At 65.4% G+C, this 23,965-nt stretch carries 22 protein-coding genes; 13 read left to right on the top strand and 9 right to left on the bottom strand.

Annotated features, from left to right (window positions below; translation table 11 throughout):
* Positions 1-23: 23 nt before the first annotated feature.
* From B9C43_RS55925 to B9C43_RS35380, 6 genes are all read left to right on the top strand, one after another.
* Positions 24-392 (top strand): hypothetical protein, encoded by a 369-nt coding sequence (locus B9C43_RS55925; RefSeq protein WP_143446817.1) that lies wholly within the window; start codon positions 24-26, stop codon positions 390-392.
* Positions 393-888: 496 nt separating this feature from the next.
* Complete coding sequence (locus B9C43_RS35355) at positions 889-1,743, top strand: helix-turn-helix domain-containing protein (protein WP_084431061.1); 855 nt, start codon at positions 889-891, stop codon at positions 1,741-1,743.
* 68 nt (positions 1,744-1,811) lie between these two features.
* Positions 1,812-3,653, top strand: a complete 1,842-nt coding sequence (locus tag B9C43_RS35360) for a maleylacetate reductase and hydroxyquinol 1,2-dioxygenase domain-containing protein (RefSeq protein WP_084431062.1) — start codon at positions 1,812-1,814, stop codon at positions 3,651-3,653.
* Positions 3,650-5,410 (top strand): FAD-dependent oxidoreductase, encoded by a 1,761-nt coding sequence (locus B9C43_RS35365; protein ID WP_084431063.1) that lies wholly within the window; start codon positions 3,650-3,652, stop codon positions 5,408-5,410. Before B9C43_RS35360 ends, B9C43_RS35365 begins: the two co-directional genes overlap by 4 nt.
* Before the next feature lie 91 nt (positions 5,411-5,501).
* Entirely contained in the window at positions 5,502-6,869 is a 1,368-nt protein-coding gene (locus B9C43_RS35370) for a lipase family protein (RefSeq protein ID WP_084431064.1), read from the top strand.
* A 409-nt stretch (positions 6,870-7,278) separates the two neighbouring features.
* Positions 7,279-7,962 carry a GntR family transcriptional regulator gene (locus B9C43_RS35380; protein WP_200825825.1) on the top strand — a complete coding sequence of 228 codons (684 nt, stop codon included), beginning with the start codon at positions 7,279-7,281 and terminating at the stop codon, positions 7,960-7,962.
* Positions 7,963-7,965: 3 nt separating this feature from the next.
* On the opposite strand, the gene B9C43_RS56970 is transcribed toward B9C43_RS35380, so the two are convergent.
* The gene (locus tag B9C43_RS56970; RefSeq protein ID WP_160096905.1) at positions 7,966-8,118 is read right to left on the bottom strand and encodes a hypothetical protein; all 153 of its coding nucleotides are present in this window, start codon (positions 8,116-8,118) and stop codon (positions 7,966-7,968) included.
* Positions 8,119-8,325: 207 nt separating this feature from the next.
* Between B9C43_RS56970 and B9C43_RS35385 the strand changes: the two genes are divergently transcribed.
* Positions 8,326-9,153, top strand: a complete 828-nt coding sequence (locus B9C43_RS35385) for a phosphotransferase family protein (RefSeq protein WP_084431067.1) — start codon at positions 8,326-8,328, stop codon at positions 9,151-9,153.
* A 38-nt stretch (positions 9,154-9,191) separates the two neighbouring features.
* Here the strand turns inward: B9C43_RS35385 and B9C43_RS35390 are convergent, their stop codons facing one another.
* A complete protein-coding gene (locus B9C43_RS35390) occupies positions 9,192-9,944 on the bottom strand; it encodes an ABC transporter permease (RefSeq protein WP_084431068.1) in 753 nt (250 codons plus the stop codon).
* Positions 9,941-10,918 (bottom strand): ATP-binding cassette domain-containing protein, encoded by a 978-nt coding sequence (locus B9C43_RS35395; protein WP_084431213.1) that lies wholly within the window; start codon positions 10,916-10,918, stop codon positions 9,941-9,943. Before B9C43_RS35395 ends, B9C43_RS35390 begins: the two co-directional genes overlap by 4 nt.
* A 74-nt stretch (positions 10,919-10,992) precedes the next feature.
* Between B9C43_RS35395 and B9C43_RS35400 the strand changes: the two genes are divergently transcribed.
* The 3 genes from B9C43_RS35400 to B9C43_RS35410 all read left to right on the top strand — a co-directional run bounded on the left by B9C43_RS35400 (position 10,993) and on the right by B9C43_RS35410 (position 14,412).
* Positions 10,993-11,958, top strand: coding sequence for a helix-turn-helix transcriptional regulator (locus tag B9C43_RS35400; RefSeq protein WP_200825826.1), 966 nt, complete (start codon positions 10,993-10,995; stop codon positions 11,956-11,958).
* A gap of 192 nt (positions 11,959-12,150) precedes the next feature.
* Positions 12,151-13,377 carry an MFS transporter gene (locus B9C43_RS35405; RefSeq protein ID WP_084431215.1) on the top strand — a complete coding sequence of 409 codons (1,227 nt, stop codon included), beginning with the start codon at positions 12,151-12,153 and terminating at the stop codon, positions 13,375-13,377.
* 9 nt (positions 13,378-13,386) lie between these two features.
* A complete protein-coding gene (locus B9C43_RS35410; RefSeq protein WP_084431069.1) occupies positions 13,387-14,412 on the top strand; it encodes a DNA polymerase IV in 1,026 nt (341 codons plus the stop codon).
* Here B9C43_RS35410 and B9C43_RS35415 read toward each other — a convergent pair.
* Both B9C43_RS35415 and B9C43_RS35420 read right to left on the bottom strand, forming a co-directional pair.
* Complete coding sequence (locus tag B9C43_RS35415; protein WP_051894730.1) at positions 14,402-14,980, bottom strand: TetR/AcrR family transcriptional regulator; 579 nt, start codon at positions 14,978-14,980, stop codon at positions 14,402-14,404. The genes B9C43_RS35410 and B9C43_RS35415 overlap by 11 nt on opposite strands.
* 36 nt (positions 14,981-15,016) lie before the next feature.
* The gene (locus B9C43_RS35420) at positions 15,017-15,376 is read right to left on the bottom strand and encodes an ArsR/SmtB family transcription factor (protein WP_084431070.1); all 360 of its coding nucleotides are present in this window, start codon (positions 15,374-15,376) and stop codon (positions 15,017-15,019) included.
* A gap of 331 nt (positions 15,377-15,707) precedes the next feature.
* On the opposite strand from B9C43_RS35420, the gene B9C43_RS35425 reads away from it, so the two are divergent.
* Positions 15,708-18,044, top strand: a complete 2,337-nt coding sequence (locus tag B9C43_RS35425; RefSeq protein ID WP_084431071.1) for a glycosyl hydrolase family 95 catalytic domain-containing protein — start codon at positions 15,708-15,710, stop codon at positions 18,042-18,044.
* 3 nt (positions 18,045-18,047) lie between these two features.
* Here the strand turns inward: B9C43_RS35425 and B9C43_RS35430 are convergent, their stop codons facing one another.
* A complete protein-coding gene (locus tag B9C43_RS35430) occupies positions 18,048-18,488 on the bottom strand; it encodes a MarR family winged helix-turn-helix transcriptional regulator (RefSeq protein WP_200825827.1) in 441 nt (146 codons plus the stop codon).
* Positions 18,489-18,558: 70 nt separating this feature from the next.
* Between B9C43_RS35430 and B9C43_RS35435 the strand changes: the two genes are divergently transcribed.
* Positions 18,559-18,933: a VOC family protein gene (locus B9C43_RS35435; protein WP_084431072.1), complete on the top strand. Its 375-nt coding sequence runs from the start codon at positions 18,559-18,561 to the stop codon at positions 18,931-18,933.
* A gap of 238 nt (positions 18,934-19,171) precedes the next feature.
* Here B9C43_RS35435 and B9C43_RS58870 read toward each other — a convergent pair whose 3' ends face one another.
* Positions 19,172-20,392, bottom strand: coding sequence for a GNAT family N-acetyltransferase (locus B9C43_RS58870; protein WP_235039041.1), 1,221 nt, complete (start codon positions 20,390-20,392; stop codon positions 19,172-19,174).
* Between the two features lie 108 nt (positions 20,393-20,500).
* Between B9C43_RS58870 and B9C43_RS35445 the strand changes: the two genes are divergently transcribed.
* A complete protein-coding gene (locus B9C43_RS35445) occupies positions 20,501-21,523 on the top strand; it encodes a LacI family DNA-binding transcriptional regulator (protein ID WP_084431073.1) in 1,023 nt (340 codons plus the stop codon).
* Here the strand turns inward: B9C43_RS35445 and B9C43_RS35450 are convergent.
* Both B9C43_RS35450 and B9C43_RS35455 read right to left on the bottom strand, forming a co-directional pair.
* Positions 21,520-22,242 (bottom strand): ABC transporter ATP-binding protein, encoded by a 723-nt coding sequence (locus tag B9C43_RS35450; protein ID WP_084431074.1) that lies wholly within the window; start codon positions 22,240-22,242, stop codon positions 21,520-21,522. The two genes, B9C43_RS35445 and B9C43_RS35450, sit on opposite strands and share 4 nt — an antisense overlap.
* Positions 22,242-23,960 (bottom strand): branched-chain amino acid ABC transporter ATP-binding protein/permease, encoded by a 1,719-nt coding sequence (locus B9C43_RS35455; protein WP_084431075.1) that lies wholly within the window; start codon positions 23,958-23,960, stop codon positions 22,242-22,244. The genes B9C43_RS35450 and B9C43_RS35455 overlap by 1 nt, the downstream gene beginning before the upstream one ends.
* Positions 23,961-23,965 lie beyond the last annotated feature (5 nt).

Here is a 23,965-nt window from a genome sequence, read left to right on the forward strand (position 1 = left end):
ACCCGGTCTCTTACTTTTCAAGTATGGCAACAAAAACTCTAGACCTACTCGGCGCGAACGGTTGGCGCCGCGTCGTTTTCATGTACGTCGGCCCCGGCAAACGCCGCCAGTGGGCTGCCCGCCTCGGCCGACCGGGGCGCAGGACACCACCCGCGGTGACCGCGATCGCAGGCGCTGTCTCGATCTTCCTGTCGTTGTTCATCGGCTACCTGATCGGCAGAATCGCAACGTACGGCGTCTTTTGGCGCGAGGGACACGAAGCGGGAGCGTGGGGCGGACCGACACTCGTCGGAGCATGGCTCACTCACGCGTTGATCGCGGCTCCGATAGTGGCATTGGCGATGTGGCTGCTGGTCCCGATCACCAATCTCATCATCCGCGGCCTACGCTAACCCCCTGCATACGGCCACACCGTGCCGTCAACCGGCACGCCGAACTCAACTCACCCGCGATCCTTCGAGCCGCAGCCCACGCCCGCCCATTCCCTTCCAGCATAAGGACATCCCCCGCCCGACCCGGGGGGCTCCCCGTTCGCCAGTCTATCGGTGGGGCATGATCAACAGGGGTGAAGTTGTGTCCCCTGTGGACAACTGCGCGGGTGTGGACAAGTGGGCGATGTGGATCTTTCCGCGGGATCGTTTGTCGGTCTCCGTCGGTAGGCTTGATTCCGGGGGCCGGAGGCCGCGCCTATGACCGGCAGAACGCGTCATCCGAAGGGTGCGGCGCTGTCAGTCCGCAGGCGCTCGTGGGCCTTGAGCAGCCCGGTCACCCTGGCGAATCCGAGAGTGCTCTGGTCTTGGCGGTCGGTCGTTATTTCGTCACAGTGGTATCAACTGTGGAAGTAGTCTCAAATGCAGTTGCACTATTCTCACCGGTGGAGGTGTTCCTATGGCTGAGCTGGGAGTTGCCGACACCAACGGCATTCTGGCGATGCCGTGGATCGAACCGGAGCGGACCAGCGCAGGCCTTGGCTGGGAGCACGTCTACGTCTCCAAGCAGCGCGAAGTGCCGTACGCCGCGACCTTCAACGCAGCCGCGAGCCATCAGCTGATCATCCACCTGGTCAAGCCGGTGAAGGTTCGCCGCGGGAGGTTGCGGCCCAAGAACGTGCTTCCAGGAGAGATGTTCCTGCAGCCCGCGCACGGCGAGCTTTCTGTCGAAGTGGGTGGCGAACTCGAGACTCTGCACGTCTACCTCGCGGACGAGGCTTTGCAGGCAGGCCGCGACAAACCAGTGCGCTTAGCCGAAGAACTCGGCACAACGGACCCGTTGCTCGAACAGCTCGCCTTGGCGCTGGACGCGACCGTCCGGGAATGGGAGCCGAGCGCACGTACCTATGTGGACCAAGTGACGGCATTGATTGCCAGTCAACTGATCCGGAATCACAGCGCCAGCCGCCCCATCCCGGAACCGAAAGCCACCGGGCTTTCTCAACGGCAGTTTGACCAAGTACGTGATTTGCTGGCCGAACGGTTGCACGAGCCGGTTCCGTTGAAGGACATGGCCGCCGTCGCCGGACTGTCGGTCAGCCAGTTCTCCCGCCAGTTCAAGGTCACGACAGGCACCGCGCCCCACCGTTTCCTGCTCAAAATGCGGCTGAAGCAAGCCGAATTGCTCCTGCGGACCGGGTCTGTGCCCATCGCGGACATCGCGGCGCAGTGCGGTTTCACCCATCAGGAGCACATGACCAGGGTGATGCGCGCTCATCTGGGTACCACGCCAGGAGCGCTGCGCACCGGCTGAGCGTTTTGTGCAGCCGACACAGCAGGATTGTGCAGGAATGGTGACAATCCGGCCCGGATACTCGGGCAATGACGTCATTCACCTACTCGGCGGGCCCGGCTCGGGTGGTGTTCGGATCCGGCACGATCTCCGCGCTGCCTGACGAGGTCGCAAGGCTCGACGCGTCCCGCGTACTGCTCATCGGCACGCACAGGGCTGAGCCCGCGCGCACGGCACTTGGTTCCTTGGCGGTCGCGCGGTTCGACAAGCCGACGATGCACACCCCAGTCGAAGTGACTGAGGACGCCCTCGCGGTGCTGCGCGAACACGATGTGGACTGCTTGGTCGCGGTCGGCGGCGGGTCGGCCATTGGCCTGGCGAAAGCGTTGGCGTTGCGAACCGATCTGCCGCAGATCGCAGTCCCGACGACATACGCCGGATCCGAGGCGACGCCTGTCCTGGGACAGACCGCCGACGGCAAGAAGACGACGATCCGGACTCCAGCCGTGCAGCCGGAGACCATCGTCTACGACGTCGACCTCACTGTGGATCTTCCGGCAAACCTGTCGGTGACCAGCGGCATCAATGCGATGGCCCACGCGGTGGAGGCTCTCTACTCGCCGGATGCCAACCCGGTCATCGACCAGCTGGCGCTCTATGCGATCCGTCGCCTGGCTCGATCGCTTCCCAAGGTCGTGGCCGACCCGAAGGACCGGGCAGCTCGTGAAGATCTGCTGCAAGCCGCGTGGTTGGCAGGAACGTGTCTCGGCACGGTCAGCATGGGGCTGCACCACAAACTCGCGCACATGCTCGGAGGCACGTTCGGCCTGCCGCACAGCGAGACGCACACAGTGCTTCTCCCCCACGTCATGGCCTATGTGGCGCCAGCTTCGATGGATCGGATCGCCGACGCGCTAGGTGTTGGCGACGCGCCAACAGGCGTCTACGACCTCGTGGCCGACCTCGGCGGCCCCACTTCCCTGAAAGAGCTGGGGATGACCGAGAACGACCTGAACACAGTGGACGAACACCGGCCGTTGCTCGAGGAAGCCTGGGCAGGAGATCGTCCACACCAGACCGGGCTGCCGGACGTCAGCAAACTGACCCAGCAAGTCGTCGACAGCATGCACGGCGACAGCTCGCGCACCCGCGCGCTGCTGCAGGACCTGGTGCGCACATTGCACTCCTACGTGGTGCGCAACGATCTGACCGAGTCGGAATGGATGCAGGCGATCTCGTTCCTGACCAGGACCGGTCAGATCACGACCGAAACGCGCCAGGAGTTCATCCTGCTGTCGGACACGCTCGGCATCTCCAGCGTCGTCGATGTGCTCACCAATTCACGGACGCCGGACACGACGCCGTCCGCGGTGCTCGGGCCGTTCTACACCGAAGGCCCACCTGAGCGCGAACATGGATACGACATCGCCGATGGACTGCCCGGAATGCCGGTGTGGGCGGATGTCCAGGTCATCGACACGCACGACAAACCGGTCGCCGATGCCATCGTGGACGTATGGCAGTCCAATGAGGACGGCTTCTACGACGTGCAGTTGCCCGACCTGGACGGCCCGGTGTTGCGGGCCCGGTTCCGGACCGACGCCGATGGGCGGGTGCGGTACTGGTCGATCGTTCCTGTTTCGTATCCGATACCTGATGACGGACCGGTCGGCGAGATGCTTCGCGCGGTTGGCAGGCACCCGTATCGCGCGCCGCACATGCACTTCATGATCGCCAAGCCGGGGTTCCACACGCTGATCACCCAATTGTTCGTCAAGGGCGGCGACTACTTGGACTCCGACGCGGTCTTCGGCGTCAAGGACGGCCTGATCGTCGATTTTCCCGAACAGCACGGGCCTGCTCCGGACGGCCGGGACGTCCCCCGCTGGTCCCGGGTTGATTTCGTATTTCGTATCTCGGAGGGGCAATGAGTTACGACACCGATGTCCTCGTGGTGGGCAGCGGCCCGGCGGGTGGCGCCGCGGCGTTGGCCTTGGCCACATACGGCACGCGCACGCTGCTCGTGAACAAGTACGGCTGGCTGGCCAACACTCCCCGTGCGCACATCACCAACCAGCGAACCATGGAGGTTCTGCGCGATCTGGGCGTCGAGCAGGACGCGCTGGTCAGCGGGACGCCGCCAAACCTGATGGGTGACACGGTGCTGTGCACGTCGCTGGCGGGCGCGGAGATCGGCCGGATCACCACGTGGGGTACGGGTGACCATTCGGCGACCGAGTACAACTCGGCGAGTCCGTGCCACATGATCGACCTGCCGCAGACGTACCTCGAGCCGATCCTGGTCTCCGCTGCGGCCGCCCGTGGCGCGAAGATCCGGATGGACACCGAGTTCCTGGACTTCACCCAGGACGCCGACGGCGTGACCGTTCGGTTGCGTGACCGGGTGCGCGGCGACGAGTACACCGTTCGTACCCGATATCTGATCGGCGCGGACGGCGGTCGCAGCCAGGTCGCCGAACTCGCCGGCCTGCCGATCGCCGGTCAAACCGGAAAAGCAGGCAGCATGAACATCCTGTTCAAGGCCGACTTGAGCCGGTACGTCGCGCATCGGCCGAGCGTCCTGTACTGGGTGATGCGGCCAGGCGCGCACATGGGTGGGATCGGTATGGGGCTGGTCCGGATGGTCCGGCCGTGGAACGAATGGCTGCTTGTCTGGGGTTACGACGTCGAGCAACCACCGCCGGAGGTCACCGCGGCGGAGGCGACCGCGATCGTTCGCGACCTGGTCGGCGACCCTGGTCTCGCGGTCGAGATCGAGTCCACGTCACTGTGGACGGTCAACCACAACTACGCGACAAGGTATTCGAACGGTCGCGTGTTCTGCGCTGGTGACGCGGTGCACCGGCATCCGCCGTCGAATGGGCTCGGCTCGAACACGTCCATTCAGGACTCGTACAACCTGGCGTGGAAGCTGTCCATGGTCATCCGCGGCGAAGCCGGGCCCGGATTGTTGGAGTCCTACAGCGCCGAGCGAGCGCCGATCGGCAAGCAGATTGTTGACCGGGCGAATCTGAGCCGTGATCAGTTCGGGCCCATCTTCGAGGTGTTGGGTATCGGAGGCGACACCGATTCGGCGGGCATTGAACGAGGGCTGGCCGCGTGCCTGGCCGAGAACCCTGAAGGTGCGGCGAAGCGGCGTGACCTGGAAGCCGCGATCCGGCTCAAGAATTACGAGTTCAACGCGCACGGCGTCGAGATGAACCAGCGGTACGTGTCGTCCGCGGTGCTCGAGGACGGCTCCGACCAGGAGATGTGGCACAAGGACAGCGAACTGTTCCACCAGCCGAGCATTCGCCCCGGCGCTCGGTTGCCGCACGTCTGGTTGGTAGGCACCGATGGGAGGCGGGTGTCCACACTCGATCTGGTCGGTCGAGGGAAGTTCACCGTCGTCACGGGACTGGCCGGAACCGCGTGGGTCGACGCCGCGAGCAAGGTCAGCGCATCGCTCGGCATCGACCTGAGCATCGCTCGGATCGGCACGGACGGCGCTCGTGACGCCTACGGCAGTTGGCACCGAATGGCGCAGTTCCCGGAAGACGGATGCCTGCTCGTCCGGCCGGACGGCTATATCGCGTGGCGGCAGGAGTCGCCGGTTGACGCCGAGGCCAAGCTCGCCGACGCGCTGCGGTCCGTTCTTGACCGTGCCGCAGTGCCAGCAAACAGGTAAGGCCTCTTTCAAGATCCTTCGTAACCTGCCGGTACATCAGTCGTTCATTTCGATCAGAGGTCTTTTCAGATCTACTGAAGGGTGACCGGCAATGACAACGATGTTCACCGGTACGCGGAGAGGCAGGGTCGCCGCGCTGGTCGGCGCCGCACTGCTGACGACACTGACAACCACGGCGGTCGGCACCTCGTCGGCCGCCGCGGCCCCGCCTCCACCGCAGAGCGACCCGTTCTACCAGCCGCCGAGCGGCTATGAATCGACCGCGCCCGGTACCGTCCTGCGTTCACGATCGGTCTCCATCGCGGCATTCGGCGCGTTGCCGCAAAAGATCCAGGCGTGGCAACTGCTCTACCGGACCACCGACCAGAAGGACAATCCGCAGGCGACGGTGACGACCGTGCTCCTGCCATGGGGCGCCCGGCCGTCAGCGACCAGGCCGCTGCTGTCGTATCAAGTGGCCGAGGACAGCGCGGCTCCGCAATGCGCGATTTCCTATCAACTGCGGCAAGGCGCCGGGAACGACAACATCGTCGCCCAAGCCGAGATCCTGCTGATCAACGCTGCCGTACAGCAGGGCTGGGCGGTTTCCGTGCCCGACTATGAAGGTCCGCGTAGTGCGTACGTCGCTGGCAGGCAGGCCGGTCACGCAACGTTGGACGGCATCCGCGCGGCGAAGAACTTCGCGCCCCTGGGTTTGGGACCGCAGACCAACATCGGGTTGTGGGGTTACTCGGGTGGGGCGCTGGCATCCGGATGGGCGGCCGAACTGCAGCCGGGTTACGCGCCCGAGTTGAACATCAAGGGCGTCGCGGAAGGCGGGCTGCCGGTCAGCCCGAAGAATGTGCTGCTCGGCGCGAACCGCGGGCCGTTCGCCGGAATCGCGATGAGCGGCATCGCCGGGTTGAGCCACGCGTACCCCGAATTGGCCGAGTTCATGGACACGTATCTGACGACCGAAGGGAAGGCCGCGTTCGCCAAGGCGCGGACTCAATGCAATCACGCGAACGCAGGCGAGTTCGCGTTCAAAGACCTCTTCAAGTACTTCAGCATCCCGGATCCGCTGAGCCGTCCGGTGCCGCAGCAGGTGCTCGCCGAGGTCACCATGGGCCAGCACAATCCCACGGCGCCGGTTTTCGTGTACCACTCCGTCAATGATGAACTGGTGCCGAGCGCGGACACGGACGCGGTGGTCAAGAAGTACTGCGCGGGCGGCAGCCGGGTGACGTATCAACGCGACATCCTCAGCGAACACATCGCGCTGGTGATCACCGGTGCGCCGGATGCGCTCAACTGGCTGAAGGACCGTCTCGGTGGTCAGCCGGTGTCCAATGGCTGCAGCACGAAGACCGTTGTGTCGTCTATCGCGACTCCGAAGGCGTTGGCGACCTTCGGGATCGTGATCGTCAACAACCTGCTCGCCCTGCTTGGCAAGCCTGTCGGTCCCGCAGACATGATCTGACGCGGCCGTCGGCCCCCCGATATCCAGTCTAGCGGTGGACACTGACGCAACCGTCGGCGTCAAGATCGACAACGGCCAGTTGTCCACAGTGTCCCGGTGACGAATAGGCCTGGAACCTTAAGTCTGGTTCCATAGGCCTATTCGTCTGGACTACAGCTTGCCGAGGCCGACGGCTGCGGCGAGCGCCGCGTTGCCCGCGTCCGGGGGGGTCAGGTGGTCGCTTTCGTAGTCACTCTTCGGCAACGGTCGTCGACCGCGCTCCTCCGCGCAGGGACGTACGGTAGGATCAGATATCAGATACGAAACCTGAATCTTCATACCGTGCGGATTGATCACCGTCGACGGCCGTCTGGCAGCTGCAACCGCCATGAGATTCAGCGGACGCCGACCGATCTGGGGAGGATTCGCAGTGGCCTCGGTACCAGTGCCGCGGTTGACCCCGCCGCCACGAACCATGCTGCGTGACACCGTGTACGAGTCCATCAAGCAGATGCTGATGGACCATGACCTTGCTCCTGGCGCCAGGCTGTCGATCGACGGGATCGCCAGGCAACTCCAAGTCTCGCCGACGCCGGTGCGCGAGGCGATGACCAAATTGGAGTCCGACGGCCTGGTGGCCAAACGGCCGCACGCGGGCTACGTCGTCGCATCGCTGCTGGACGAGGCGAGCTTGGCGAATCTGTACGAGATGCGCGTTCTGCTCGAACCTCCTGCCGCTGGGCTGGCGGCGATGCGCGCGACTGACGAGCAGATCGCCGAGATGCGCGCTCTCGTCGTGACCATGACCGCCCATCCGGCTGGGGAGAACTACGAGCAGTATCGCGACTTTGCCGTCCGGGACGCCCAGCTGCACCGGCTGATCGCCGAAGCGTCCGGCAATCCGCTGATTGCCGACGCACTGTCTCGCCTGCACGCTCACACGCACAGCTACCGCCTCTACTTCAAGGTCGGCATTGCCGAGGAGACCACCCAGGAACACCAACAGATAGTCGAAGCAATCGCCGCCCACAACAGCGAAGCAGCCCCCGAAGCGATGTTTCGCCATCTCAGTGCGTCCAACGAGCGCCTCCAAGCGGTGTACGCGCAGGAGTGACCGCTAACCGGCAGGCCACCCGAGCAACGCGCGCAACCGCTGCACGGCTTCGGAGAAAGCCCGCCGGTCAAGCACGGCGGCCTTCAGTCGTTCACTGTCGACAGGCAGGGTGTCATCCGCCGACGCCAAACCCTCACGACGGTTGTACTGCCGCATCAGCGAAAGCCTCTACCGGCCAGCGGCACGGTTCATCAACCACCCGGTCATCCGAGCTCGAGTGACGGTTGGCCACGGGCGCAGCCGCCGAACATGTCAGGATGCGCACGCATCGGCATCCCACCGCCGGACAGAATTGGCCAACGGTTTACCAACAGTTGACACAGGACGTTACAAATTCGCCGTCGTGCGGTATGTTGCCCGGCCATGGGCGCGCCGCAACTGGGGAGTCGATACGAGTGGGCTGACCTGCCGCACGAGCTGATCACTGCCGTCGTCGAACGCACTGGTCCGATCCGTCACGCGGTTTGCTCGCCCGACGGGTACAGCAGTCAGCTGGCCGCGACCTTGGACACCGTGAGCGGGCGGGTTTTCGTCAAAGGCATGCGGCTCGACCACCCGGAACGGTGGACGCAGGACGTCGAGGCCGCCATCGGCCCGCACCTCGCTCCCCTGGCGCCCACCGTCCGTTGGCGAATCGTCGCCGGCGGGTGGGATCTGATCGGGTTCGACCACATCACGGGTCACAGCGCCAACTACCAGCCGAGTTCAACCGATCTGCCGCTCGTCGTCGAAGGCATCACGGCGATCGGGCGGATGAGGTGCCCCGCAGGCGTCAAGCTCAAGACCGCCCGGGCACGCTGGGGCCGGTTCCTTGACGATCCGTCAGACGCTGCCGAGTTCGCCGGTGACGCGCTGGTTCATTCCGACCTCAACCCCAGCAACTTCTTGATCACCAACGCCAACGGCGTGCACATGGTGGATTGGCCGTGGGCGACGCGCGGTGCCGCGTGGCTTGACGCCGCGTGCTGGGTTGTGTGGCTTGTCTACAGCGGACACCCGCCGCATGTCGCGGAGCAATGGGCGTCCAAAGTGCCAAGTTGGGCGCAGGCAAGTCCGGACGCGATCGATCTTTTCGCGGTCGCGCAGACGCGGTACTGGCAGGCCAAAATGGACGCACATACCAACCGGATGACGATGGCGTTGCGCCGCGCGGCTTCCCGGTGGGCGCTGCACCGCGGAATGTGGGCATGAGGAAGCGCGCCTGACCCCCAGGGCAGGCGCGCTTTCCATCAGGCCTTGCGCATCGCGCGCGTACCGACAAGCAAGCCGAGGACCGCGACGACCACGGCGGCGCCCAGTCCGGCGAGTACCGTTCCCGACGCGATGGTGCCGTTGAACAGCAAGCGTTCCGCGTCGACCACATAGGTCAGCGGGTTGAACCTGGCCATCGTCTGCAGCCATTCCGGGCCGTTGTCGATCGGCAGCATCATCCCGGCGAGCAGCAGCAGCGGGAACAACAACGTCTGCTGCACGCCCCAGAACATCCACTCGTGATCCTTCGACGCCAGCGCCAGGGTGTACGACAGCGCACCGAGGCCGACGCAGAAGATCGCCAGGATCGCCAGGCCGATCAACGCTCCCGCGACGTTCAGCGTGAACCCGAAGGGAATCGTCACCAGCACCAGCACCACCGTCTGGCCAAGCATCGGCACGATCTCCTTCAACGCCCGCCCGATGATCAACGCGGGCCTGCGCAGCGGCGAGACCAGCATCCGTTCGTGCGAACCGGTCTGCATCTCGTACAGCAGGTTCGCGCCGGTCGCGGACGCGCCGAACAGGCACGACATCACGACGATGCCCGGCACGAACCACTGCAGCGACGAGTCCCCGGGTAGCAGAGGCGCGAACAACGCCAAGAAGAACAGCGGCTGGACCATGGTGAAGATCACCGAGAACGGGTTGCGCAGCACCGGCCGCAACTCGCGGGTGAACACCGTGAGGATGTCGGTCACCAGGCTGGTCTTCAGAGTTACCGTGGTCATGCCTTCTTCTCCTTCAGGGAAACGTCTTCACGCAGGCTGCGGCCGGTCAGGGTGAGGAAAACGTCGTCGAGCGTCGGGCGCGTGACCTCGACGCTGGCCACGTCGATCAACGCGTCGTCAAGGCTGCGAAGCAGTTTCGGCGCGATCTGCGCGCCACCGTCCACTTCGAGCAGTACCTGCGCGCCGGATTGCGTCACCGTTGCGCCTCCGGCGACGCCCAGCGCATGGTGCGTGGTCACGCGGCGCGCCTCGTCGGCGTTGTCGAACGTCAAGGTGATGCGGTCGCTGGCGTGTTCGGCCTTGAGCCGCGTCGGGCTGTCATCGGCGATCACGCGGCCGTGGTCGATCACGATCACGCGCTCGGCCAGCGAGTCGGCTTCGTCGAGGTAGTGCGTTGTCAGCACGATCGTCGTGCCGTGGTCGGCGCGCAGGCGCACGATGTGTTCCTGCAGGTTCGCGCGGTTCTGCGGGTCGAGACCGGTGGACGGCTCGTCGAGGAACAGCAAGGTGGGTGCGTGGATCAGGCCCATCGCGATGTCGAGCCGGCGGCGCTGGCCACCGGACAGTTTGGACACCAGGCGATCGGCGACCGCGGTCAGGTCCAGCGACTCGATCAGCTCGTCCGCACGGGCGCGTGCCGCCGAAGCGCTCATGCCGTATGCGCGCCCGTGGCTGACCAACTCGTCACGGCCGCGCTGGCTGTGTCCGGCGCCATTGCCCTGACCGATGTAGCCGATCCGGTTGCGCACATCGCGCTGCTGCCTGGTGACGTCGAGTCCGGCCACCCGTGCGGTGCCCGACGTGGGCGCGAGCAAAGTGGTCAGCATCCGCAGGGTGGTGGACTTGCCCGCCCCGTTCGGGCCGAGCAGCGCCACCATCTCGCCGGTCTCGACGCGTAGGTCGAGCCCCTTGACAGCCTCGACCGTCTCGTTGCGCACGGCGAAGTGCCTGGTCAATCCGCTTGTCTCGATCATCGCTTCGGTCATGGCGACAACGTTAGAATCCATTCAGGTCAGTTTCTGACCGCAACGGATGGGAATCTGAATCCATGGCGAACACAAGTGCACGGATGCTGCGACTGCTGTCCTTGTTGCAGACCCATCGGTTCTGGCCGGGCAGCGAACTGGCTGACCGGCTCGAGGTCAGCCAACGAACACTCAGGCGCGACGTCGACCGGTTGCGGGAACTGGGTTACCCAGTCGACGCGAACCGGGGCGTCGCGGGTGGATACCAACTGCAGTCGGGCGCGGCCATGCCGCCGTTGCTGCTCGACGACGAAGAAGCCGTCGCGATCGCGGTCGGATTGCGGACGGCCGCGGGCGGCGCGGTCGACGGCATCGAAGAGACCTCGATGCGGGCGTTGACGAAGGTCATCCAGGTGATGCCGCCACGGTTGCGGCGCAGAGTAGAGGCGCTGCGCAGCTATACCGTGCCGACGTTCTGGGGCGGTGCCACGACCAACGCGACCGTCGATGCGATGTCGTTGACGGTGATCGCATCGTCGTGCCGTGACGACGAACGGCTTCGCTTCGGCTACAAGACCTATGACGGCGAGGAGTCGAAACGGCATGTCGAGCCGCACCGGCTGGTCTCACTGGGACGTCGCTGGTACCTCGTCGCGTGGGACGTCGAACGGCATGACTGGCGCACGTTCCGTGCCGACCGGATGGTCGACCCGAAGCCGACCGGTGCGCGGTTCCGGCAGCGCGAGCTGCCCGGCGGTGACGCGGGCGCGTTCGTCCGTGACCGGTTGAACCAACGGCCGACGCAGTACGAGGCGATCATGGAGATCAAGGCCCCGGCGACGAAGGTCAAGGAGCACGTGGCGCATTGGGGCACGGTCGAGCCGGTCACCGACGAGACCTGCCGTCTGATCATGAAGGTCGACTCGTTCGAGTGGCCAACGGTGGTCCTCGGCGTCATCGGTGCCGAGTTCACCGTCGTCGGGCCGCCGGAACTGAAGGACTACATCCGCGAAATGGGGAAGGCGTTGCTGCGCTCGACCGAGGGCTAGAAGCGTTACCGATCTCCGCTGTCGATTTTCACACACCGTTATTTTTTGGGTTTCCCGCAGAGCAGTGGGTAGCGTGTCGGCGCCTGGCATCGAGGCCGGCACGTCACTGTCACAGACCGGACGGACCATCCGCTGGGGGCGAGTCCGTCCGGCCTTCGAAAGGGAATTGTCTTGCGGCGCACCATGCCGCCGATGTTTCGCGCGCTCGCGCACCACAACTATCGGCTTTGGGCCGGCGCGGATCTCGTGTCGGTCACCGGCACGTGGATGCAGGTCCTCGGTCTGAACTGGGTGGTGCTGGCGCAGACCGGCTCCGCGACCGCGGTCGGCCTGTCCGTGATGACCACCGCACTGCCCGCGATCGTGCTCGGGCCGTGGGCCGGGGCGTTGGCTGACCGGATCGACCCGCGCCGGGTGATCATCGCCGGACACGTCGGCCACGCCGCGCTCGCGTTGATCCTCGCGCTGGTCGTGGCCACCGACGCGCCGGTGGCGGTGATCTACCCGCTGACCGTGCTGTCCGGGTTGATCAGCGTGTTCGAAGGGCCCGCACTGGGCCGATTCGGTGCCATGGTGGTCCCGCGGGAACACCTCGGCAACGCCCTGGCACTCGGCTCATTGATCAACTCCACCGGTCGTGTGCTGGGCATGAGCGCGGCCGGCCTGCTGGCCGCCACAGTGGGTGAGCCCACGCTGTTCCTCGTCAACGCGGTCAGCTTCGGTGCGGTGCTACTGGCCATCGCGCTGATGCGGCCGGTGGAGTTGCACCCGTTGACCACGAGCACACCGGATCGGGCGGGAATTCGCGCAGGACTGCGATACCTGAGCAGGCGTCGCACGTTGCTGACGCTGTTGGCGCTCGGTTTCGTACTGTCCGGGCTGGGGCGCAACTACCAGGTGACCATGGCGGCCATGGCCGATGGCCCGCTGGGCTCAGGGGCGACCGGCTATGGCGTGCTCTCCGCGGTGTTCGCGGTCGGGACTGTCCTCGGCGGACTGATCGCGGCCCGTCTGCGTGAGCTGACGTTGCCGTTGTTGTTCGGCGCGGCCGCGATCACCAGCTGCCTGCAGGCATTGAGCGGGCTGAGCACCAGCCTGATCGGCTTCGCGGCGATGATCCTGCCGATCGCGGCAGGCGCGGTCCTGATCGACACGGTCAGCAGCACGCGCCTGCAACTGGACTCCGCCGGGGACATGCGTGGCCGGGTGCTGGCGGCTCAGAACGTCGTCGCGGCTGCCGCGGGAGCGGTCGGCGCGCCCCTGCTCGGCTGGTTGTGCGAACACCTCAGTCCTGGGATGGCGCTGGTGGTGGGCGGTTCGGTCACGTTGGCCGCCACGTTGCTGGCCATCTCGGCGAGCAGGCGCGCCCCGGACACGATCCTGGTCGATGAGCCCGCATTGGCCACTGCTCGGGCCTAGCCTGAACGCATGGACTGGGTGCTGCACGTCGATCTCGACCAGTTCCTCGCCGCGGTCGAGATCGCACGGCACCCTGAGCTGAAGGGCAAGCCGGTCGTGGTGGGCGGGGCAGGCGACCCGACGCAGCGCGGGGTCGTGGCCACGGCGTCGTACGAGGCCAGGGCGTTCGGCGTGCATTCGGGCATGCCGTTGCGGACCGCCGCCAAGAAGTGCCCCGACGCGATCTTCCTGCCCAGTGACGCACCGGCGTACGAAGAAGTGTCCGACCGCGTGATGGCCACTTTGCGCGAGTTCCCTGTGGTCGTCGAGGTCATCGGCTGGGACGAGGCGTTCGTCGGCGCGCGCACCGATGACCCCGAGGTGCTGGCCGCCGACATCCAGAAAGCCGTGTCAGCGAAGACCGGGATGTCGTGTTCTGTGGGCATCGGGGACAACAAGCTGCGCGCGAAAATCGCCACGGGGTTCGCCAAGCCCGCCGGCGTTTACCGGCTGACCAGGGACAACTGGGTGGCCGTGATGGCCAAGCGGCCAGTGGACGCGCTCTGGGGAATCGGCCCGAAGACGACCAAGAAGCTACTCGAACTGGGGTTGGAGACGGTCGAGCAGCTGGCGCGCTCGGACCCTGCCGCACTGGCCGAGCGGTTCGGGCCGAATATGGGCCCGTGGTACCGGACGCTCGCGTTGGGAGCCGGTGACCCGAACGTCGAAGCCACGCCGTACGTGGCCAAGTCCCGCAGCCGCGAGGTCACGTTCCAGGAGAACATCAGCGACCATGCGGAGATCGCGTCCCAAGTGGCCGGTCTGGCGAAGCGGGTCGCTCAGGACGTCGCGGACGAAGGCCGTCCGGCGGCGCGTGTCGCGGTGAAGGTCAGGTTCGCGCCGTTCCTGACGTACACGCGCAGCATCACGCTGCCGTCGCCCAGCGACGACCCTGCGGAGATCGAACGCGCGGCACTGGAAGTGCTCGATTTGTTCGAACTGAAGAAGCCGGTGCGGTTGCTCGGGGTGCGGGCTGAGTTCCCGGTCACCGATTGAGGATCGTGTTCATGAGCGTCATCGTCGTCTCGGCCGGGCCAAGGGTCTGCAACGACTCCGGTAGCACGATGAAGCTGAACAGGGTTCCGACGTAGATCACCCGCAGCAAGTGGATCTGCACGTCGGTGGGCTCGACGCCGTCGGCCCGGTGTGCTTCGTGCACGAGTTTCACGCCTGAGGTGAACGTCTCGACCAGGGTGGCGTGCAGCTCGGGCCGCCTGGTTCCTTCGAGCAGCAACTCCATCATCGCGCGGTACCGGTCCTTGTGGACGGTCACCGACTCGTCGAGCACCTGCGCGAGGATCTCCATCAGTGCGGTGCGGTCCAGCTCGCCCGCACGCTTGGCGCGCAACTCGGCGATCCACTCGAAGTGCAAGTGGACGATGCGTTTCACGGTCGCCTCAAGCAATGCGTCCCGCGACCGGAAGTAGTTCGACGTCGTGCCCCGGGGCACCGCGGCCGTTTCGTCGACCGATCGGTGCGACAGCCCATGGCTGCCTTCGCTTGCGACGATCGCGATGGCGGCGTCCGCGAGGGCGTCGCGGCGTTGCTGGTTGACCGGTGGCACGGCGGTACCTCCCTGGACGGCTCCGGGAGGGCGAGTCTAATTGTCCGCCGCCCGTTGACCGTCTTCCGCGGCCCGTCGTTCGCGCTTGCCGCGCGCCAGCTCGGTGCCGAGCGCGTCGAGGCGTTGCGTCCAGAACCGCCGGTAGCGCTCCAGCCAGAGGTCGATCTGCTTCAGCGGCTCGGGATCGACCGAATACAGCCGTCGAGTGCCGTCCGGGCGGACGGTCGCGAACCCGTTGTCCCTGAGCACCCGCAGATGCTGGGAGACTCCCGGTTGGGAGATGCCGAACTCCTCCTGCACGACCGCGCTGATCTCGCCGGCGGCTCGTTCCCCGTCGGCGAGCAGCTCGAGGATCCGGCGCCGGACCGGGTCACCGAGCACGTCGAACGCATGCATACCGTCAATTAAACGGCCCGTACTTATATAAGTCAAAGCCTATTCGCTTTGGTGGCATTGACCCGATGACCGACCGGTCGGTAGGCGTGTTGCGGCGCGCCACTCAACGAGCAGGGGAAACTTTTTATGTATCAAAAACAAGCCTTCTAACTGCGGCTTCGCCGGAGTGGCCGAAACAAGCCACCGCAGATCGCTGGTGATCGGATACGATCAGATCTGTCCGGTTCGGGACAAAGAGTTACGACGTTTGACCGTTGACGGCCTGTTCGCCGCAGTGACATCATCCGATCCATATCGTATCTGATATCCGATATCTGATTGGGGTTGTTCGATGTCGCACACCCGCCGCACCATCCTCAAAGCCGGCAGCGTGATCGGCGCCGGAGCCGCGATCGGCGGGCTGCGGACATTCACCGCCCAGGCCGAGGAAGTGGACCGGCCGGCCTCGGTCCAGCTGGTGTCCGAACAAGACGCCACCACGTTCTTCCACCTCGCGCCCGCGGTGGAAAGCCGGATCATCGAGCAAGGTCTGCCCATCGGCAACGGCCGGTTAGGCGCGCTTGTCGGCGGCAACCCGGCGAGCGACTCCTTCTACGTCACTGACGTCTCGCTGTGGGCCGGCGACAAGAACGACGTGCTCGACAACGAGGGCCAGTTCCCCTACGAACGCGTGCACTTCGGCACCTTCAACGTGCTGGCGCAGGCTGCCGTGTCGATCCCGGAGCACGCGCCGAACGTGATCACGAGGTACCGCCGCACGCTGGACATCAGCAACGGCATCGTCACCTCGTCCTACGAGTACAAGGGCACCAGATACCGGCGCGAGGTGTACTCCAGCCACCCGGACGACGTGATCGTCATGCGTCTGACACGCGATGGCCGCGGCGCGCACACCGGCACTATCTCGATCACCGGCACGCACAACGAGTCCACAGTCGACGGCACGATCAGCGGAAAGCTGGACAACGGCCTGAAGTACGCCGCGGTCGTCCAGGCGGCGAGCAGGGGCGGCCGGATCGGGCTGAAGGACAACCAGGTCACGTTCACCGACTGCGCCGAAGTCGTCATCGTCATCAGCGGCGGAACGAACTACGTACCCAGATACGAAATCGGATATATGAACGCGAGCGCCGATCCGTTGGCGATCGCGCGCGACAAGGCGACGAAGACGCTCAAGGCGTCCGGTGACGCGTTGCTCGCCACGCACGTCCGCGACTACCAGTCGCTGTACAACCGGATGACGGTCAACTTCGGACAGTCCTCCCGCCACCAGCGGTCAATGGACACGTGGTCTCGGCTCGTCGTCCGCGGCACGCCCGGTGCGGCGGCCGACCCGGAGCTTGAGGCCAGCTACCTGCAGTTCGGCCGCTACCTGATGATCACCGGCTCACGTGACAACCTGCCGCTGAACCTGCAGGGCCTGTGGCTGCACAACAACACACCGGACTGGATGGCCGACTACCACACCGACGTCAACGTCCAGATGAACTACTGGATGGCCGACCGCGCGGGCCTGTCGGACTGCTTCGAACCGTTCGCCGACTACTGCGTCGCGCAGCTGCCCGGCTGGACCAAGACGACCCAGGAGTTGTTCCTCGACCCGCGCAACAGGTTCCGCAACAGCTCCGGCAAGGTCGGTGGCTGGGCGGTGGCGTACTCGACGAACATCTACGGCGGCTCCGGCTGGTGGTGGCACTCCGGCGGCAACGCGTGGATCTGCAACTCGCTGTGGGAGCACTACGAGTACACACAGGACCGCGCATACCTGGCGAAGATCTACCCGCTGCTCAAGGGCGCCTGCGAGTTCTGGGAGCACCGGCTGATCATGGACCCGGTGCGGCAGAAACTGGTCGCCGACAAGGACTGGTCGCCCGAGCACGGGCCGCAGGACGCCATCGGCATCACCTACGCACAGGAACTGTGCTGGGACCTGTTCGAGCACTTCCGCGCCGCGAGCACGATCCTGAACAAGGACCGCGCGTACGCGCAGACCATCGCCGGGCTGCAGGAGAAGCTGTACATGCCCGAGGTCAGCCCGAAGTCCGGCTGGCTGCAGGAGTGGATGAGCCCGGACAACCTCGGCGAGACCACGCACCGGCACTTGTCCGGCCTGATCGGGTTCTTCCCCGGTGACCGGATCAAGACCGACACCAGTCCCCGCGAACTGGTCGAAGGCGTACGCCAGCAGTTGATCGCGCGTGGGATGGACAGCTTCGGCTGGGCGTGCGCGTGGCGTGCACTGTGCTGGGCGAGGCTGAAGGACTCCGAGCGCGCGTACCAGCTGTTCCTCAACGTGCTGCGGCCTTCGGTCAGCAACTCCAACGGCACCGCGCCGAACCTGTTCGACATGTACAGCCAGGGCAGCTACGCGATCTTCCAGATCGACGCCAACTTCGGCGCGCCGTCGGCGATGATCGAAATGCTGGTGTACTCGCGGCCGGGCCTGATCGAACTGCTGCCCGCGTTGCCCGCGCAGTGGGCCAAGACGGGCAAGATCACCGGTGTCGGCGCACGCGGCGGCTTCACGGTGGACGTCTCATGGCGCGACGGGAAGGTCACAAGCGCGACCATCCACAGCACCACGGGCACCGAGACCGTGGTGCAGTTCGGCTCGTGGCGCAAGAACATCCGCCTGCGCCCCGGGCAGAGCGTCACTGTCAGGCCGTAGCCCTCAGACACCCAGTTCGCCGGCCAACCTCCGCAAATAGCCGGCGAACTGGGCCCTATCCTGCTCCTCCCAGTTCTCGGTCAGCTCGTCGAACACGCGGCGCTGCCAATTCCGCGCGCCCGCGAGCAACTGCTCACCGGACTCGGTGAGCCGGACCACCGTCCGCCGTTTGTCCTTTTCGGACTCCGTACGCACCAGATATCCCGCTTCGGCGGCATCCCTGACCATCCGGCTCGCGCCGGAGTGGTCGAGGCCGAGCTGGTGCGCGATCGCGTTCACCGTCGCCTCGCCGCCCTGACCGGCGGTCTGGACGGCCTCGACCGCCTGGATGTGCTGCACGTGCCGCATCTCGCCGGTCACCTCCGCGGACGCGCGCGTGCTCCACCGTCTGGACCAGAACCGCACGAGCCGGAACAACGCCGGCCCGCCATCGGCGTCACTCACCATGCCCCACCCTACATCGTGTGCAAATCGCACGTATAATTGCGTGCGAATCACACGCATTGGAGGACACGTGAGCATCGTGCTGAATCACACGATCGTCCCGGCCACCGACAAGGTCGAGGCTGCGCGGTTCCTGGCTGACCTGCTTGGACTGGAGGTTGGCGCGCCAGCGGGGCCGTTCATCCCCCTGCAGGTGAACGACGATCTGACGCTGGACTTCGACGACCGGCACGGGGTGCACCCCTGCCACTACGCGTTCCTGGTCGACGACGGAACCTTCGACGCTCTGCTGGCGAAGGTCGAACGGTCACCCGAGATCGACTACGGCTCCGGCCATGCGGGTGGCTGGGACCGCTCGATCAACCACTTGGGCGGTGGGCGCGGGGTGTACGTCCGCGATCCGAACGGACACGCCTACGAGTTCTTCACAGCGATACCCGACTGAACTCCAGCGGCCCCGCGACGAGGTGTCCTGCCCAGACGGGCAAGCAGTCCAGAAGCCGAGTTGCGGTTGGCAAGCCACCGCCATTGACGCTCCCGGGACCCTGTCGCCAGGACATCTCCGGCGGCTTCAGTCAAATTCGGTCGCCGTGGGGCGCTGGCCGCAGATGCGGCTCGTTCAGGTCCATGTCGTCGAGGCGAAGCGGGATCTTGAGTCGGAACACTGGTTCCTGTCGGGTGGATCACGCCGGGGGATTCCATACGTAGGGTGTCGTGGTGGTCACCGGTGTGAAGCCGAGGCGTTCCAGGATCGGGCGGCTGTCGTCGGACGCGTCGACCCACAGGTAACGGATCCCCATCTGCACGGCCACCTTCGCCCGATACGACACGAGCGCACGGTAGATCCCTCGGCCGCGCCACGACGCAGCTGTCGTGCCACCGAGCAGGCCGGCGAATTCCTTGTCCTGTTTGGGCATCATCCAGCCGGCCGAGACCACTTCGCCGCCGGCTTCGGCCACGAACACCGTCCACTGGTTCTTGCGCCTGATCAGCAGGTCGGCCAGCCAGTTGACGCCTTCGCCCCACACACCGACGTTCATCTTCCCGATCCGGCGCATGTCCTCGTCGGAATCGGTCTGCCGGATGGTCACTCCGGCCGGTACGACCGGGTCGGCGGCATACGTGGCCGCATCCCCGATCATCACCGTTTCCTTGTCCTCCGGCCGGAAACCGGCGGCCAGGAGTCTGCTTGGCAGGTCCGCTGGCAAGTCGTGCGCGCGGGTCTTCCATTCGACGCTTTGGCTCCGTGCCGCGAAGAAGTCGCGCTGACGGGCGATCAACGCGTCCACGTCCACATCGGAGATGTCCCTCGGCATGCTGATGAACCCTTGATGCGGCCGCAGGATCCGGACAATCGGGCCATCGGGCTCGATGTCGGCGTCCTCTTCCAGATCGGCCCACTCGGACGGGCGGACATGCCGGTCATAGGCTTCCAGCAACGGAGTCGGCAGGTCGATCCGCAGCAACGGCAGCATCCGGCCGGGAATCGACCCGGACGGCGACTCGCCGACCTTCACCGCGCCCATCGCCAGGTAGAACCCCTCGGCATAGGGTTCGGCGTCGATCGTCAGAACCGTGAAGCCCGCCGCACGCGCCGACTCGAGAGCGTGCTCCCACAATTTGCGGCCGAGGCCTTTGCCGATGTCGTCCGGTTCGAGCCACAGATCACGGAGTTCGCCTTCGGGCGCACAGCCTTCGACGCTGTAGAAGCCCAGCAGCCGCTCTCCCTCGACCGCGACCACGATCCTGCGGTCGGCGACCTCGTCCGGCGTGAACGTCATTTCGGCACGGCAGGAATCGAGGAAATCCTGGTCATATCCCCAGTACGCCTTCGACCGCAATGCCAGTTCCCCCAGCGCCGCGGCCTCGTCAGGCCGTGCAGCGCGCATCATGATCTGTGCCACCCGACCATCGTGCCATCGGGCGCTACTCGATTACGGCAGGTCAGCATGGCCACTGGTCGTGTTAACCTGCGTATGCAATCGTTTTCCGCCGAGGCCGGGTGCTGCCGAATGACGAACTCCCCCACCCTCAAAGAGGTCGCGCAACGCGCTGGAGTGCACGTCACCACGGCGTCGAGAGCGCTCAACCCGGCGACTTCCTCGCTGGTGAACCCCGCGACCATGCGCCGCGTGCAGGCCGCCGCACGTGAACTGCGGTACCAGCCCAACGCCATGGCCCGTGGTCTGAAGACCTCGCGGTCGATGTCGGTCGGTGTGCTGCTTCCTGACCTGACCAACCCGTTGTTCCCGCCGATCGTGCGCGGGATCGAGGACGTGCTGGCGAATTCCGGCTACACCACGCTGATCGCCAACACCGACAACGACCTCGAACGGCAGCGCACCTTGTTCGACACGCTGCGCGCCCGCCAGGTCGACGGCGTGATCATCGCGACTGCCCGCCGTGACGACAACCTGTTCGCAGAGGCGCATCAGCAGGGCGTGCGGATGGTCATGGTCAACCGGCGCGTGGACCAGTCCGATATTCCGTCGGTCACAGGCGATGACCACGACGGCATCGCTATGGCAGTCCGTCATCTGATCGAACTCGGCCACACGCGCATCGCCCACGTCGGCGGTCCACAGCACACGTCCACGGGGCGCACGCGCCAGCGCGCGTACCGTCAGGCGCTCGATGACGCGGGCATCGAGCTCGACCCGGGGCTTCTGGTGACGGCGCAAGAGTTCACTGAAGCCGAGGGAGCCAAGGCGACAAGGTCCATGTTCGAGGCGGGTAAGCGGCCGACGGCGATTGTCGCCGCCAACGACATGATCGCGCTTGGCTGCCTCGATGTGTTCTCAGAACGCCGGTTGCAGTGCCCCACTGACATCAGCTTGGTCGGCTTCAACGACATGCCGTTCGTGGATCGCCTCACGCCGCCGCTGAGCACCGTGCACGTGCCGCACTACCAAATCGGCGCGGAGGCGGCACGAATGCTGCTCGATCGCCTCGCGAACCCGGATCTGCCGCCGAAGTCGATCACGCTGCCCGCGACGCTGGTGCTGCGTGAATCGACCGCGGCGCCGCGCCCCTAACTGTTCGGCTCCAAGGCCCCAAGGTACAAGGACGCGATCTCCGGGTGGTTGGTGATCTCTTCGGCGGTGCCCAGCAACCGGACACGGCCGCCTTCCATGACCACGCCGTGCGTGGACAGGGACAGCCCGAGTCGGACGTTCTGTTCCACAAGCACCACGGTCTTGCCACGCTCGCGCATGCCATTGATCAGCCCGGCGACCGCGGCAATGCTCTTCGGATCAAGGCCAAGTGACGGCTCGTCCAGCAGCACGACCGCAGGATCCAGCATCAGCGACCGTCCTATCTCGACCATCCGCCGTTGCCCGCCGGACAGGTTGCCCGCAGGCGCGTTTGGACGCTCGGCGATCAACGGAATCAACTCAGCCACCGCGGAATATCGCTCCTCCAACAACTTCCGTTGCCGACGGATCAAATAACCACCCATCAACACGTTCTCACGCACGCTCATCCGCGGGAACAACGCTCCCGCTTGCGGCACCTGAGCGACGCCCTTGGCCAATACTTCCGGCGCGCTCAGCCTGTCGATCCGTTCCTCTCCCAGCGACACAGTTCCTTGACGTGGCTTGATCAATCCACTGACCACACGCAGAACCGTCGACTTCCCAGCCCCGTTCGGACCGAGCACGCACGTCACCGACTCGGGAACGACGCTCAGGTCGAGCCCCTGTAAGACATCACCTCCGCCGTAACCGGCGTAGACACCGTCCAATGTCAACATCAGGTGGTCACCTCGCCGAGGTACGCGTCCAGCACGGCCGGGTCGTTGCGGATCACGCCGGGCTGCCCGGACGCGATCACTTCGCCCCTGGCCAGTACGAAGACCGGGTCGCACAAGTCAAGCACCATCGGGATGTTGTGTTCCACCACGAGGAAGGTGATGCCCCGCCGGTTGGCCGCCCTGATGATCTCCGCCATCCGGTCGACCAGGCCAGGGTTGATCCCACCCGCGGGCTCGTCGAGCAGGACCATCCGCGGCTCCAGCATCAGCACCTGGGCCAGTTCGACCAGTTTCTGTTGGCCGTACGACAAAGCACCCGCACGCTCGGATTCGAACCGTCCTAACCCGACAAACGACAGCAGCTCGCGTGCCCGATCAGCCTCATGGCCCGCGACCGCACCCGACGCGAGCACGCGTGGCGAGAACGATTCGAGCGGCGCGACCACGTTCTCCAGCACGGTCATGCTCTTGAACAGCCTGGTCACTTGGAATGTCCGGCCGAGACCGCGATGTGCCCTTGCCCACGGTGAAAGCCTGTCGATGCGCTCGCCGTCGAACCAGACTTCGCCGGTGTGCGCGCCACCCGTGCCGGTGATCAGGTTGAACAATGTGGTCTTGCCGGAGCCGTTCGGCCCGATCAGTGCGGTGATCGATCCGACTGGGACGGTCAGGTCGACGCCGTTGACTGCTTTCAGTCCGCCGAATGCTTTGTGGACGTTCCTCAGTTCCAGCAGCGGCCCGGTTTTCGGCTCGATCGGCTCGCGCGTGACGGCTTCGACCGGCCCGTGTTCCAGTGCGCCGGCATGGTCGGTGTACTCGACGTCGCGGCGCTTGGTGAGTAGTCGTTGCAGGACCGGGAGCAAGCCGTCCGGCAGGAACAGCACAATGATCACGAGCGCCACACCGAAAAGCAGCAAGCGGCTTTGCGTGCCGCCGCCGTAGACTGTCGCGGCTTCGCTGGCGAATGACACGATGAACGCGCCGACGACCGGCCCCCACAACGTTCCTCGGCCGCCGACGAGTGCGGCGAGCACAACCGTGACACTGGTCAGGATGTTGAAGGCGCCCAACGGGTTCAGAAACGTCAGGAAGTACGCGTAGACCGCGCCCGCGACGCCGATGAAGAACGCGCTGGCCGCGTACGCGAGGTTCTTGTAAAGCGTGGTCGGAATGCCGATGGCTGCCGCTTTTCCTTCGTCCTCACGGATCGCCACCAGTCCGGTGCCGAACTTCGTACGCCGGATCCACGCGCTGAAGCCGAACGTGACCACCATCAGGCCGAGGAACATGAAGTAGAACGGAATATTGCCGACGTCACGGCCCCATGTCGGCAGTTCGAGGGTGATCCCGTCGGATCCGTTGGTCAGCCCCGGCAAGTTGATCGTAAGCACTTGGAACAGCAGCAGCATCGCGATCGTGATGATCACGAACGCGGGCCCCTTGGCACGCAACACAACGCTGCCGACAAGAAATGCGATCGCGACAGCGACCACACCGGACAGTGGCGCCAGAGCCAGCGGATGGATTTCCCAGCGAGTGGACAAGATTCCGGCTGTGTAAGCTCCGATGCCAAGGAAAACGCTGTGTCCCAACGAGACGTACCCGGCGAACCCCGAGATGATGTTCCAGCTGATGGACTGGATCGCCACGAGGAAAGCCAGCAGCATGACCGTGTGCTCGTATGTGGCATCTGGCGCGATGAACGGAAACGCGATCATCGCGA

It is taken from the genome of Kibdelosporangium aridum, assembly GCF_900176515.1.
Lineage (GTDB): Bacteria > Actinomycetota > Actinomycetes > Mycobacteriales > Pseudonocardiaceae > Kibdelosporangium > Kibdelosporangium aridum.

Bases quoted from the DNA above. Each gene is read 5' to 3' on its own strand.
- B9C43_RS35450 (WP_084431074.1), bottom strand. From the start codon at position 22,242: ATGTTGACATTGGACGGTGTCTACGCCGGTTACGGCGGAGGTGATGTC.
- B9C43_RS35455 (WP_084431075.1), bottom strand. From the start codon at position 23,960: ATGATCGCGTTTCCGTTCATCGCGCCAGATGCCACATACGAGCACACG.
- B9C43_RS35395 (WP_084431213.1), bottom strand. From the start codon at position 10,918: ATGATCGAGACAAGCGGATTGACCAGGCACTTCGCCGTGCGCAACGAG.
- B9C43_RS35410 (WP_084431069.1), top strand. From the start codon at position 13,387: ATGGACTGGGTGCTGCACGTCGATCTCGACCAGTTCCTCGCCGCGGTC.
- B9C43_RS35365 (WP_084431063.1), top strand. From the start codon at position 3,650: ATGAGTTACGACACCGATGTCCTCGTGGTGGGCAGCGGCCCGGCGGGT.
- B9C43_RS35360 (WP_084431062.1), top strand. From the start codon at position 1,812: ATGACGTCATTCACCTACTCGGCGGGCCCGGCTCGGGTGGTGTTCGGA.
- B9C43_RS56970 (WP_160096905.1), bottom strand. From the start codon at position 8,118: ATGCGGCAGTACAACCGTCGTGAGGGTTTGGCGTCGGCGGATGACACC.
- B9C43_RS35445 (WP_084431073.1), top strand. From the start codon at position 20,501: ATGACGAACTCCCCCACCCTCAAAGAGGTCGCGCAACGCGCTGGAGTG.
- B9C43_RS35355 (WP_084431061.1), top strand. From the start codon at position 889: ATGGCTGAGCTGGGAGTTGCCGACACCAACGGCATTCTGGCGATGCCG.
- B9C43_RS55925 (WP_143446817.1), top strand. From the start codon at position 24: ATGGCAACAAAAACTCTAGACCTACTCGGCGCGAACGGTTGGCGCCGC.
- B9C43_RS35400 (WP_200825826.1), top strand. From the start codon at position 10,993: ATGGCGAACACAAGTGCACGGATGCTGCGACTGCTGTCCTTGTTGCAG.
- B9C43_RS35385 (WP_084431067.1), top strand. From the start codon at position 8,326: ATGGGCGCGCCGCAACTGGGGAGTCGATACGAGTGGGCTGACCTGCCG.
- B9C43_RS35420 (WP_084431070.1), bottom strand. From the start codon at position 15,376: ATGCATGCGTTCGACGTGCTCGGTGACCCGGTCCGGCGCCGGATCCTC.
- B9C43_RS35425 (WP_084431071.1), top strand. From the start codon at position 15,708: ATGTCGCACACCCGCCGCACCATCCTCAAAGCCGGCAGCGTGATCGGC.
- B9C43_RS35390 (WP_084431068.1), bottom strand. From the start codon at position 9,944: ATGACCACGGTAACTCTGAAGACCAGCCTGGTGACCGACATCCTCACG.
- B9C43_RS35405 (WP_084431215.1), top strand. From the start codon at position 12,151: ATGTTTCGCGCGCTCGCGCACCACAACTATCGGCTTTGGGCCGGCGCG.
- B9C43_RS35370 (WP_084431064.1), top strand. From the start codon at position 5,502: ATGACAACGATGTTCACCGGTACGCGGAGAGGCAGGGTCGCCGCGCTG.